8 protein-coding genes and 1 pseudogene are annotated in these 12,776 nt (G+C 41.7%); 1 reads left to right on the top strand and 8 read right to left on the bottom strand.

The window, feature by feature from the left end; all coding sequences use genetic code 11:
* The 5 genes and pseudogenes from pnp to HT711_RS02785 all read right to left on the bottom strand — a co-directional run.
* Positions 1-2,214 carry a polyribonucleotide nucleotidyltransferase gene (pnp, locus tag HT711_RS02805; protein ID WP_173249721.1) on the bottom strand — a complete coding sequence of 738 codons (2,214 nt, stop codon included), beginning with the start codon at positions 2,212-2,214 and terminating at the stop codon, positions 1-3.
* Positions 2,215-2,712: 498 nt separating this feature from the next.
* Positions 2,713-3,579, bottom strand: a complete 867-nt coding sequence (gene metF / locus HT711_RS02800; protein WP_049513159.1) for a methylenetetrahydrofolate reductase [NAD(P)H] — start codon at positions 3,577-3,579, stop codon at positions 2,713-2,715.
* Positions 3,580-3,642: 63 nt separating this feature from the next.
* Positions 3,643-5,892 carry a 5-methyltetrahydropteroyltriglutamate--homocysteine S-methyltransferase gene (gene metE / locus HT711_RS02795; protein WP_173249720.1) on the bottom strand — a complete coding sequence of 750 codons (2,250 nt, stop codon included), beginning with the start codon at positions 5,890-5,892 and terminating at the stop codon, positions 3,643-3,645.
* A 524-nt stretch (positions 5,893-6,416) separates the two neighbouring features.
* Positions 6,417-6,710: a helix-turn-helix transcriptional regulator gene (locus HT711_RS02790; RefSeq protein ID WP_173249719.1), complete on the bottom strand. Its 294-nt coding sequence runs from the start codon at positions 6,708-6,710 to the stop codon at positions 6,417-6,419.
* Between the two features lie 58 nt (positions 6,711-6,768).
* Positions 6,769-7,257: pseudogene (locus tag HT711_RS02785) on the bottom strand (helix-turn-helix domain-containing protein); the annotation flags it as partial.
* Positions 7,258-7,411: 154 nt separating this feature from the next.
* Between HT711_RS02785 and HT711_RS02780 the strand changes: the two are divergent.
* Positions 7,412-8,413 carry an endonuclease/exonuclease/phosphatase family protein gene (locus HT711_RS02780; protein ID WP_173249718.1) on the top strand — a complete coding sequence of 334 codons (1,002 nt, stop codon included), beginning with the start codon at positions 7,412-7,414 and terminating at the stop codon, positions 8,411-8,413.
* Positions 8,414-8,480: 67 nt separating this feature from the next.
* Here the strand turns inward: HT711_RS02780 and pheT are convergent, their stop codons facing one another.
* The 3 genes from pheT to pheS all read right to left on the bottom strand — a co-directional run bounded on the left by pheT (position 8,481) and on the right by pheS (position 12,518).
* Entirely contained in the window at positions 8,481-10,886 is a 2,406-nt protein-coding gene (pheT, locus tag HT711_RS02775; protein ID WP_173234467.1) for a phenylalanine--tRNA ligase subunit beta, read from the bottom strand.
* A gap of 76 nt (positions 10,887-10,962) precedes the next feature.
* Positions 10,963-11,472: an N-acetyltransferase gene (locus HT711_RS02770; protein WP_112445029.1), complete on the bottom strand. Its 510-nt coding sequence runs from the start codon at positions 11,470-11,472 to the stop codon at positions 10,963-10,965.
* Positions 11,472-12,518 carry a phenylalanine--tRNA ligase subunit alpha gene (gene pheS / locus HT711_RS02765; protein ID WP_112445101.1) on the bottom strand — a complete coding sequence of 349 codons (1,047 nt, stop codon included), beginning with the start codon at positions 12,516-12,518 and terminating at the stop codon, positions 11,472-11,474. The genes HT711_RS02770 and pheS overlap by 1 nt, the downstream gene beginning before the upstream one ends.
* Positions 12,519-12,776: the final 258 nt, after the last annotated feature.

The raw sequence follows: 12,776 nt of genomic DNA, 5'->3' as shown, positions 1-12,776 counted from the left end.
TTATTCTGAATCTTTTGGTGTTTCTGTAAATTCTTTCTTAGGTTTGTGATCCTTGTGATGACGTGGGCGGTGAGGACGCTCTGATTTTTCACCTTTTTCATCACGTTCAGGTTTTGGAGGACGAGGAAGAAGGGCTTTCATAGAAGCATCCACACGTCCTTTTTCATCAATCTTGATAACCTTAACATCAACTTCATCCCCGATTGCTACCAAGTCTTCGACATTATTGGTACGCGTCCAAGCCATCTCAGAGATATGAACAAGGGCATCTGTCTTATCAAAGAGGTTAACAAAGGCACCAAATTTCTCGATACGAACGACTTTAGCACGGTAAACTTCATCTACTTTGGCTTCACGGACCAAACCAGCAATAATTTCTTTAGCACGGTTAATAGCATCTTGGTCGCTAGAGTAGATAGACACATTTCCTTCTTCGTCGATATCAATCTTAACGCCTGTTTCAGCGATAATCTTGTCGATGGTTTCTCCACCCTTACCGATGACAATCTTGATCTTGTCCACATCAATCTTGATGGTATCAATTTTCGGAGCAGTTGGAGCCAATTCTGGACGAACTTCTGGAATGGTTGCTTCAATCACATCAAGGATTTCAAAACGCGCTTTCTTGGCTTGGGCAAGAGCTTCCGTCAAAATTTCTGCAGTGATCCCTTGGATCTTGATGTCCATTTGAAGGGCTGTAATCCCATCACGAGTACCAGCAACCTTAAAGTCCATGTCTCCAAAGTGATCTTCCAAACCTTGGATATCTGTCAATACTGTGTAGTTATTTCCATCTGAGATAAGTCCCATGGCAATCCCTGCTACTGGTGCCTTGATTGGCACACCACCAGCCATAAGGGCAAGAGTTCCCGCACAGATAGAAGCTTGAGATGAAGAACCATTTGATTCCAAAACTTCTGCTACTAAACGGATAGCGTATGGGAATTCTTCCAAACTTGGCAATACTTGAGCAAGAGCACGCTCACCAAGAGCACCGTGACCGATTTCACGACGACCTGGCGCACCGTAACGACCAGTTTCCCCTACAGAGTATTGAGGGAAGTTATAGTGGTGCATAAAGCGTTTCTTGTACTCTGGATCCAAACCATCAATGATTTGAGTTTCTCCCATCGGAGCCAAGGTCAAGATAGAAAGAGCCTGAGTTTGCCCACGAGTAAAGAGACCTGAACCATGTACACGAGGAAGGAAGTCAACAACCGCATCCAAAGGACGGATTTCATCAACCTTACGACCGTCAGGACGTACCTTGTCTTCTGTGATCAAACGGCGCACTTCAGCGTGTTCCATTTGTTCCAAGATTTCAGCCACATCACGCATAATGCGGTCAAATTCTTCGTTGTCTGCATATTTTTCTTCGTAAACAGCAATTACTTGGTCTTTGACTGCTTGAGTTGCAGCTTCACGAGCCAATTTTTCTTCTACTTGAACCGCTTTTTGGAGGTCGCTGTTGTAGGCTGCGATAATTTCAGTCTGTAATTCAGCGTCCACATGAAGCAATTCTACTTCTGCTTTTTCCTTACCGACAGCAGCAACGATTTCTTCTTGGAAGGCAATCAATTCTTTGACCGCTTCGTGCCCTTTAAGGAGAGCTTCCAACATGATTTCTTCTGACAATTCTTTAGCACCAGATTCTACCATGTTGATGGCGTGTTTGGTACCAGCTACTGTCAATTCAAGGAGAGATTGCTCTGCTTGTTCTTGACTTGGATTGATGATGATTTGACCATCTACATAGCCCACTTGCACCCCAGCGATTGGTCCGTCGAATGGAATATCCGAGATAGAAAGTGCCAAGGATGAACCAAACATAGCTGCCATTGGTGCAGAGGCATTTTCATCATAAGAAAGCACAGTGTTGATGACTTGCACTTCGTTACGGAAACCTTCCGCAAACATAGGACGGATTGGACGGTCAATCAAACGCGCTGTCAAAGTCGCATCTGTTGAAGGACGTCCTTCACGTTTCATAAAGCCACCAGGAAACTTCCCAGCTGCATACATTTTTTCTTCGTAGTTGACTTGGAGAGGGAAGAAATCTCCAGTTGCCATCTTCTTAGACATAACGGCAGCAGTCAAGACAGTTGACTCACCGTAACGTACGACAACTGCGCCATTCGCTTGCTTAGCAACCTGACCAGTCTCTACAATTAACTCACGACCCGCAAAAGTCGTTTGAAACACTTGTTTTGTCATTTTAATCCCCTTTGGATTGATGAAATTATACGCCTTGCCTACAAAGATCAAGATACTAAGGGCGTGAAGAATCCCGTATGAAAATAGGAGATTGACGCAGTGTGCGATGCGCACCAGGAAATCTATCTTTTTCACTAGGGATTTAGCCCGTGTTCAATTACTCAAGATACAAATCATTAGAAAGGTTTGATGCTAAAGCATCTAATCCTTTCACGCTAATCGCTATCAGGCGATTAGCTAAATGCTTTACTAACTCTCTCGTCAAATGATATCGATTTGACTCGTTCGTGTCGCTCAAACTAAATACTGAAAAGAACAAATTATGAAAAAATTTCTGTCATAAAATTGAGAATTGACAAAGCCTTTGAAACCTAAATACCCTCATCTTTGTATCAAGTACGTACAGAGTCTATTTTATCATATTTTTCTTAAAAAGTGCGGTCTTTACCATTAAAAAGGAACCATTCCCCTCACTTGAGAAGAATGGTTTACTTTTTATTATCCTAAGGACTGGTGATTAAACAAGGCATGAGTTGCTTGGTGGATGTATTTTGCTGTTTCCGCATTGTTCATAGTGTAGAGATGCACACCGGCAACATCCTGAGTTACCAAGTCCACAATTTGGTCCACCGCATAGGCAAGTCCTGCTGCTCTGAGCGACTCAGGGTCATGCTCATACTTGTCTAAGATGGCTTTAAATTTGCGTGGAAGATGGATATTCTCACAAGTCTTCAAGAGGCGGAGAGCCTGATTTCGATTCAGAATTGGCATAATCCCTGCATGAATGGGAACATCAATCCCAGCCAAGATACACTTGTCTTGGAAATCATAGAAGCGCTCATTGTCAAAGAAAAGCTGAGTTACAAGGCTCGAACAACCTGCATCCACTTTCTTCTTAAGATTTTGAATATCTGAAATCTGATTTGGTGAATCTGGATGGCCTTCTGGATAGCAAGCGCCAACAATATCAAAGTGAGGGGCTTGTTCCTTGATGAACTCAATCAAGTCCGTTGCGTAGCGAAAATCCTTTTGTGGTTCCACATCTGGAATAATATCCCCACGAAGAGCCAAGATTTTCTGCACCCCAACCTTGTCCAAGTCTGCAATAGTTTCAGCAACCTTGTCCTTGGTCAAATAGATGGCTGGCAAGTGAGCAATAGTCGGAATCGCCAAGTCATTTTGGATAAAATCAGCCAAACGGACCGTCGTTTCCTTGATATTAAATTTATTATTGCTGGCAGTCACACTGATAAAGTGGGGAGCCAACTCCTGCATATTTTGAAGAGCAGAAATAATGTTATCATTACCCACGGCTGGGTTTGGAGGGAACACTTCAAATGAGAGTGACGGTGTTTGGCGTGACATATGTAATAACCTTTTCTAGTTGATTTCTTTTTGAACAACCATTGTATGGAGAGAAATCTAATCTTACAATTTCTCACGCGCAGCTTTAGCTGCTTCCACAAGGCGGATCAAGCTTTCTTTTGTTTCTGGAATACCACGTGTTTTCAAACCACAGTCTGGGTTGATCCAAACTTTCTTGCTTGGCACTTTAGCAAGGATGGCTTCGATTGTATTGTCGATTTCGCCTTCATTTGGCACACGAGGAGAGTGGATATCGTAAACCCCAGGTCCCACTTCTGTTTGGAAGTTTTTCGCTTTGAGTTCGTCCAAGATTTCAAGGTTTGAACGGCTAGCTTCAAAGGAAATGACGTCTGCATCCATGTTATCGATAGCTGGGATGATATCTGTAAATTCTGAGTAACACATGTGAGTGTGGATTTGTGTGTCTGGTGCTACTGTTGAATGTACCAAGCGGAAGGCAGGAATTGCCCAGTCAAGGTAGTCTTCGTACCAGTCGCTACGACGGAGTGGCAATTTTTCACGAAGAGCAGCCTCGTCGATTTGGATGATCTTCACACCAGCAGCTTCAAGGTCAAGCACTTCATCCTTGATCGCAAGGGCGATTTGAAGAGTAGAATCCTTAATAGAGATGTCTTCACGTGGGAATGACCAGTTGAGGATGGTAACAGGCCCAGTCAACATACCTTTAACAGGTTTGTTTGTACGGCTTTGTGCATAGCTAGACCATTTAACAGTGATAGGGTTAAGACGAGTGACATCACCCCAAATGATTGGTGGTTTCACCCCACGCATACCGTATGATTGTACCCAACCATTTTTAGAGAAGAGGTAACCTGACAAGTTTTGACCGAAGTACTCAACCATGTCATTACGCTCAAATTCACCATGAACAAGGACATCAAAGTCAATATCTTCTTGCCACTTGATCCATTCGTCAATCGTTTCAGCAAGGAAAGCGTCGTACTCTTCTTGAGACAATTCACCTTTACGGTAAGCCAAACGTTTCGCACGAACTTCTTTAGTTTGAGGGAATGAACCGATAGTTGTTGTTGGAAGAGCTGGAAGTTTGAAAGCTTCTTCTTGGATAGCTTCACGTTCTGCAAATGCTGGCAAACGAGTGTAGTCTGCGTCTGTCAAACCAGCGATGCGCGCACGAAGTTCAGCATTTTCACCAACACGCTCAGTCGCAAAGAGTTCTTTATTAGCTGCAAGTGCTTCTTCACCTTGACCATTGCGGATAGCATCCAAATCACGAATCTCATCCAATTTTTCAACTGCAAAGGCAAAGTGGTTCAAGATTGCTGGTTCAAATTCTTCATTAGCTGTTGTAAATGGCACATGAAGAAGTGAGCATGAGCTTGTCAAGACAATGTTTTCAGCTGGGATTTGCTCAAGAACAGCCAAGCTCTTTTCATAGTTGTTACGCCAGATGTTTTTACCATTGACAATACCTGCATAAAGAGTCTTGTCAGCTGGGAAACCACCTTTAACGAGTTCAAGAGTTTTCTTACCTTCAACGAAATCAAGACCGATAGCATCTACTGGCAATTTCACAAGGTCAGCATAGACATCACGAACATCACCGAAGTAAGTTTGAAGCAAGACTTCAAGACCTTTTTTGTCAGCCAAGAGTTTGTTGTAGAGGTTCAAGAAGAGAGCTTTTTCTTCAGCTGTCAAATCTTTTACAAGAGCCGCTTCGTCCAATTGGATACGAGTCGCACCAAGTTCTGCCAATTTAGCAAAAACTTCTTGGTAAGCAGCCACTAAGCTGTCTACGAAGTCTTCTGCTTTCACGCCTTCTTCAAAGTCTGACAATTGAAGGAAAGTGAATGGACCTACAAGAACTGGACGAGTGTTCAATCCAAGTTCTTTTGCTTCTTGGAACTCATCGAAGATCTTGTGACCTGCAAGTTTGACTTGAGTGCCTTTTTCAAATTTAGGCACAATGTAGTGGTAGTTGGTGTTGAACCATTTCTTCATTGGAAGGGCGCGAACGTCCCCTTTTTCTCCTTGGTAACCACGACCCAAAGCGAAGTAGCGCTCAAAGTCAGACAAGTCCAAGTTTTGAACTGAAGCAGGTACCACGTTGAAAAGGAAAGCTGCATCTAGGAAGTTGTCATAGTGAGAAAAGTCATTTGATGGAATTTCAGTGATACCTTTTTCTTTGACAATGTTCCAGTGTTTCGCACGCAAGTCTTTTGCTGCAGCAAGGAGTTCTTCTTCTGAGATTTCTTTTCTAAAGTATTTTTCAGTTGTAAATTTTAATTCGCGGAATTCGCCCAAACGAGGGAAACCGATGATTGTAGTTGACATGATGTGTCCTCCAAAATTTGTTGTTGAAACTATCTTAACAGAAAAGAAAGCGTCTGTATAATTGTAAAAAATTAGGCTTTGATATAGTTTGAAACTATATCTCCGTTTTAGACAAAAGAAAAAGACTTGAGACAAATGCCTCAAATCCTTTGTGTAGCTTGTTTTTTAACTATATTTCCGTTAGACTGGCCAAACGCGTTATTAGTAATTCTTATAAGTGACTATGACTTGTTATTAGAAAAGACTATAGGTTGATTTTTCTTTTGTAATTCTGATATTTCCCTGAAAAGTGCGGACGGGAGCAACTTACTTCGTAATTTCATCCCTAATTTTTGAGCCAGAATGTCTCAAAAATTCCGTTCTAGATAATAATAAATTATTATCTAGAATACCACTATAGCGGGAAATATCCGCTAAAAGCTCACTTCGTTCACACTTGATATAAATAAAGCATAATTTTTCTATATTATACACTTGAGGCACTATAACTGTTAAATTTGTTAAAGTTTTCCAACTTCTTCCTATCAACTTTTTCTCTGTTCGAGTGGGACGACTGCTAATGTCTTTCCTAAACTGGCTAAAACTTTCAATACTGTATCCAACTGAGGACTAGTCTTTACTGTTTCCATTCTAGCTATGACAGGCTGGCTTACTCCACTAAGTTCTTCTAGCTTTTTCTGGCTGATTCCTTGTTCATGCCTAGCCTCAATCAGCTCACTCATGATAGCCACTCGCATATCACTTTCAAGAATTTCCTCCTTGGTAAAGAGTTGAGACCTGACATCCTTCCAATTACTCCCGATAGCACTATTCTTCATCACTTAACCCTCTTTCTTTTAGATCTATGTATTTTTTGAAAAAATGATCAAATTATGATTCGATGGATTGACCAGCGGGTTTAAAATTGGTGCTAGCTTGTTTCTTAACAGATTTTCCTTTTCTAGGGTAAAGCAGTTCCTGTTTGCTTAATCCCAATTTTCCATGATGAATCCAGTAGTAGATGGTAGAAATTCCCACGTTAACGCCCTTAGCCTTGACCATCATTTCGGGAGAAAACTTTTTGTTATGGTAGTAGAGAATCTTCTCCTTTAGTTTCTTAGTCAAGCTTGATTTCTTGACCGAGTGCTTGCGATTATTTTCATAAGACTGTTGAGCGTAGTCGGCAGAATAAATCTCTTTGAAGCGCCCTTTTCCAAGACATTTTCGGACTGTCCCACACTTGATTTCAGTATGGATAGTTTGAGGAGCTTTTCCAAGTAGAGAGGCAATTTCTCTATTTGATTTCCCTTCTTTTTTCCATCGTTCGATTAAGCGACGGCTATCGATTGTTAAATGTTTGCCTTTTGTAGTATAATTGTCTTGCATCTCTGTGCCTTTTAATCATTTCAATCTTAAATTGGACTTTTTTACTTGGGTTGTACTTAATCTATGAGGAAGACAAGAAAAAGAATATCAATCAAGTAAAGTCACAAAGTCACATTAGCTCCGAGCAACCATTGCAAATTGAGGTACTCATACAATGATTAAAACATTTCTTTCTGCCCTTTCTGTCATTCTCTTCGCTATCCCTATCATAGCTTATTCTTTTTTCCCATCTTCTAATCTTAATATTTGGCTATCTACCAGACCTATCTTGGCACAGATTTATGCCTTCCCCTTAGCTACTGCAACTATGGCTTCTATTTTAAGTTTCGTATTTTTTTCCCTATCTTTTTACAAGAAAAATAAACAAATACGGTTTTATTCTAGCATCTTGCTCTTACTATCGTTCATATTACTATTATTCGGAACAGATAAAACCCTTTCTTCCGCATCCAATAAAACTAAAACCTTAAAGTTAGTAACTTGGAACGTCGCAAATAAAATAGAAGCACAACATATTGAACGAATTTTTAGCCATTTTGATGCCGATATGGCTATATTTCCTGAACTAGCTACCAATATCAGAGGTGAGCAAGAAAACCAGAGAATCAAACTATTGTTTCATCAAGTTGGACTTTCTATGGCCAACTATGATATTTTTACTTCTCCACCTACTGACAGTGGAATAGCTCCTGTGACTGTGATTGTCAAGAAAAGTTACGATTTCTATACAGAAGCTAAAACTTTCCATACAACACGGTTTGGGACAATTCTATTACATTCGAGAAAACAAAATATACCAGATATCATTGCTTTGCATACTGCTCCTCCTCTGCCAGGTTTAATGGAAATCTGGAAGCAAGACTTAAACATCATTCATAATCAACTGGCTTCAAAATATCCAAAGGCTATTATTGCAGGTGATTTTAATGCAACTATGCGTCATGGAGCACTTGCAAAAATAAGCTCTCATAGGGACGCATTGAATGCACTTCCACCCTTTAAAAGAGGAACTTGGAATAGCCAAAGTCCAAAACTTTTTAATGCAACAATAGATCATATTTTATTGCCTAAAAACCACTACTATGTTAAAGATTTAGACATTGTAAGTTTTCAAAACTCTGATCATAGATGTATTTTTACAGAAATCACATTTTAATTATTTTATATAAAATCACCCCTCTAGTGTTCATGAACTAGAGGGGGAATTTGTATCCTACTATCGTTTAACGCACTTCTGCATTGACTTTTTCTTCGAGAGACGCTTGGATTTTTTCCATGTAGCGTGCGACTTCTTCGTCCGTTAAGCTATCTTCTGGATTTTGGAAAGTCAAGCTATAAGCCATTGACTTCATACCAAGTCCCAATTTTTCGCCTGAGAAGACGTCAAAGAGTTTGATATCTGTCAAACGTTTTACGCCGGCAGCTTGGATTGCATCCACAACTTCTTGGTGAGTCACTTCTGCCTTGAGGAGAAGGGCAACGTCACGGCTGACTGCTGGGAATTTCGTGATTTCTACAAATGGAGCAGCAGGTTGAAGGGCAGCTTCGATGGCTGAAAGGTTGAGCTCAGCTACATACGTTTCTGGAATATCGTAAGCCTTAGCGGTGACTGGATGCACTTGGCCAAGGAAACCAAGAACTTGGTCACCGAGTGAAATGACTGCTGTACGACCTGGATGAAGGCTAGCGATTTCAGATGTTACTGTATAGGTCACTTCTAGTCCCAAACGAGCAAATAGCGCTTCTAGGATTCCCTTAGCATAGAAGAAATCAACTGGAACTGCTGCTGTTTGGAAATCTTTTTCAGCAACCAAGCCTGTCAAGGCAAAGGCAAAGCTGTTGATTTCATTTGGAAGTTCTTCTTTTGGATTACCTGTTTGTTCAAAGACTTTTCCAATCTCGTAAAGGGCCAAGTTTTTGTTCTTACGAGCTACGTTATAAGCCACCGTATCAAGGATACCAGAAATCATATTTTGACGGAGGACAGAACGGTCCACTGTCATTGGCCACATAAGTTCTGTAAGGTTACTTGGTTGAGCCGTAAACTCAACTGCTTTTTCAGGAGTTGTTAGAGCATAGGTGATAATTTCTGTCAAACCTGCCCCTTCAGCAATGGTACGAACTTGACGTCGAAGTTTTTGTGTCGCTGTCAATTCACCAGCTGTCCCATCGTCTTTTGGAAGACTGGTTGGCAAGCGGTCATAACCATAGATACGAGCGATTTCTTCAAAGAGGTCTGCCTCGATAGTGATATCCCAACGACGACGTGGGACTCTGACTGTAAAGCTATCTGCATTTCCAGAAAGGCCAAATCCAAGACGACGGAAGACATCTTCTACATCCGCGTAAGAAAGTTCTGTACCAAGGACACGGTTAACATCAGCAAGCGTTGAAGAAACTTCCACATCAGAGGTATCAAGTTCACCTGCTGAAACGATGCCTTTACGCACCGTCGCACCTGCAAGTTCTGCAATCATACTAGCCGCTGCATCAAGGGCTTCATTGACTGTTGCCACATTGATGCCTTTTTCAAAGCGAGAAGAGGACTCAGAACGAAGGTTGAGGCGACCGCTGGTCTTACGAATTGATTTACCATTGAAGACTGCAGCTTCAAGGACAACACGACTAGATTTTTCAGAGATTTCTGTTGCTTGACCACCCATGACACCTGCAAGAGCAACTGGCTTGTCTGCGACAGTGATGACTAGGTCATTCACGTCCAAATCACGTTCTTCACCATCTAAAGTCACCAATTTTTCACCAGCACGCGCTTCACGCACACGGATGTCATTTCCTTCAAAGGTATCCAAGTCAAAGGCGTGCATTGGTTGACCAAAGTAGAGCAAGATGTAGTTTGTCACGTCCACTACGTTATTGATGGGACGGATACCTTCGTTCATGAGGATATTTTGCAACCATTGTGGACTTGGTGCGATAGTCACATTGTCCAAGATACGAGCTGCATAGTAAAGCGCCTTGTCTGTCTCAATGCCCACAGAAAGAGCATCTGCTGCAGCTTGGTCAGTTTCTGAAAGAGTAAATTCTTTAAAGTTGACTGCCTTGTCATAGATGGCTGCCACTTCGTGAGCCACCCCACGCATAGAAAGGGCATCTGCACGGTTTGGTGTGATAGAAAGTTCGATGATTTCATCATCCAAGTCTAGATATGAGAAGACTTCCTCACCTGGAACGGCATTTTCTGGCAAGATTTGGATGCCATCTGCGAATTCCTTAGGTACAACTGAGTCAGAAATTCCCAATTCACCAAGTGAACAGATCATCCCAAGTGACTCAAGACCGCGGATTTTTCCTTTTTTGATTTTGTAATTGTCAGCGATACGAGCTCCCGGAAGTGCCACCATAACCTTGATACCTGCACGCACATTCGGGGCACCACAGACGATTTGACGGGCTTCTTCTTCGCCAACGTTAACCTGACAAACATGGAGGTGAGTTTCTGGCACATCTTCGCAAGACAAGACCTCACCGACGACAATTTTTGAGAGACCAGCAGCAGGTGATTCGACACCTTCTACCTCGATCCCTGTAGTTGACATTTTTTCAGCCAACTCTTGTGATGGAACATCAATGTCCACCAATTCTTTTAACCATTTATAAGATACAAGCATAATTTAGTTCTCCAGAATGACAGTTGCCACTCTGGTTCTTTTCCTTTCCTATCATTTCAATAGAAGAATCATCTTCTTACCTTAATTTCTTTCTCAGTAACCAATCCGTATCTACTTTTTGACCAACCATAAAATGATGTTGGCTAAATTTTTCAAAACCATATCGGTTATAAAAGGCTTGAGCTTTTGTATTATGCTCCCAAACACCTAACCAAGCCCAGGAAAAACCATTTTTTGTAGCAAGTTCCAGAGCGAATTCAAACAGTTGCTTACCGAATCCAAATCCTTGGAATTTTTGTAGCACATAGAGACGTTGAATTTCAAAAGCGTCCTCTAATTCTCTCTCAGTTTGAGCACTTCCCCAGTTGACTTTAAGAAAACCAGCTATCTCCTCTTCATGCATAATGAAATAGGTTTCGGATTCTGGATTTTCCAACTCAATTGACAAAACTCTCAGACTATAAGCCTCTTCAAAGTATTCCTGTAACTGCTCTTCCGTATTATCATGAGCAAATGTTTCACGAAAGGTTTGTTTAGCAATTTTAGCCAACACCTCAACATCTGCCATTTCTACTTTTCTAATCATTATTTAAACTGCTCTGAGAAGCGGACATCTCCTTGGTAGAATCCACGGATATCATTGATTCCGTAACGGAGCATAGCTACACGTTCTTGACCAAGACCAAAGGCAAATCCAGAGTAAACAGTCGCATCGATACCACTCATTTCAAGGACACGTGGGTGAACCATACCAGCTCCCATAATTTCGATCCAACCAGTTTTCTTACATACGTTACAGCCTTCTCCACCACACTTGAAGCAAGAAACATCCACCTCAACAGATGGCTCTGTGAATGGGAAATAAGATGGACGCAAACGAATTTGACGCTCTTCACCGAACATTTTTTGCACAATCAATTGAAGGGTTCCTTGAAGGTCTGCCATAGAAATGTTCTTCCCAACAACCAAGCCTTCAATTTGGTGGAATTGGTGACTGTGGGTCGCATCGTCCGTATCACGACGGAACACACGCCCTGGTGAGATCATTTTCAAAGGACCTTTAGAGAAATCATGGCCATCCATGGCACGCGCCTGAACAGGAGACGTATGGGTACGGAGTAAGATCTCTTCTGTGATATAGAAAGTGTCCTGCATATCGCGAGCTGGGTGGTCTTTGGGAAGGTTCATACGTTCAAAGTTATAGTAGTCTTGCTCTACTTCAAAACCATCCACGACTTGGTAACCCATCCCAATGAAAATATCTTCGATTTCTTCACTAGTTTGTGTCAAAACATGACGGTGACCAGTAGCAACTGGACGACCTGGAAGCGTCACATCGATACTCTCGCTAGCTAACTGTGCAGCGACTTTCTTTTCTTCCAAGAGCTTAGCTGTTTCTTCAAAGGCTGCTGTCAAGACATCACGAGCCTCATTGACGTGTTTCCCAATGATTGGACGCATCTCAGCAGATACATCTTTCATTCCTTTGAGGATTTCAGTAAGCGAACCCTTTTTACCAAGGACTGAGACACGCAAATCTTGCATCTCTTTTTCATTTTCAGCAGTAATCTGCTTCAAGCTAGCCAGCGTTTCTTCACGAAGCGCTTTTAATTGTTCTTCAATAGTTGACATATTTCCTCCATCAGTCGCTCGTAGATAAAAAGAAAACCACATGCCAAAAACTCCACTCGGAGCGTTGACACGCGGTACCATCCGTTTTCATCTGACAAGTCAGACCTTCATTTCTAAATCCATGCGCAAGTGAATTCACCCAGCTTTCATATAGAGAGCTTGCAGTCACGGCTCTCCTCCCTGATATACTTCCCTTGAGTTACTAGTCTTGCGGATTTCTATTCAATTACTACTTAGTTTATCAGATTTTTACCATTC

Origin of the sequence: Streptococcus sp. 1032 (genome assembly GCF_013277015.1) — a bacterium.
Taxonomy (GTDB): domain Bacteria; phylum Bacillota; class Bacilli; order Lactobacillales; family Streptococcaceae; genus Streptococcus.
This window is presented reverse-complemented; position numbering and strand designations above follow the sequence as displayed.

What these genes read in the sequence shown, in the direction of transcription:
- pheS (WP_112445101.1), bottom strand. Translation starts at nt 12,518, where the DNA reads ATGTCAACTATTGAAGAACAATTAAAAGCGCTTCGTGAAGAAACGCTG.
- HT711_RS02780 (WP_173249718.1), top strand. Translation starts at nt 7,412, where the DNA reads ATGATTAAAACATTTCTTTCTGCCCTTTCTGTCATTCTCTTCGCTATC.
- HT711_RS02790 (WP_173249719.1), bottom strand. Translation starts at nt 6,710, where the DNA reads ATGAAGAATAGTGCTATCGGGAGTAATTGGAAGGATGTCAGGTCTCAA.
- metE (WP_173249720.1), bottom strand. Translation starts at nt 5,892, where the DNA reads ATGTCAACTACAATCATCGGTTTCCCTCGTTTGGGCGAATTCCGCGAA.
- pnp (WP_173249721.1), bottom strand. Translation starts at nt 2,214, where the DNA reads ATGACAAAACAAGTGTTTCAAACGACTTTTGCGGGTCGTGAGTTAATT.
- pheT (WP_173234467.1), bottom strand. Translation starts at nt 10,886, where the DNA reads ATGCTTGTATCTTATAAATGGTTAAAAGAATTGGTGGACATTGATGTT.
- HT711_RS02770 (WP_112445029.1), bottom strand. Translation starts at nt 11,472, where the DNA reads ATGATTAGAAAAGTAGAAATGGCAGATGTTGAGGTGTTGGCTAAAATT.
- metF (WP_049513159.1), bottom strand. Translation starts at nt 3,579, where the DNA reads ATGTCACGCCAAACACCGTCACTCTCATTTGAAGTGTTCCCTCCAAAC.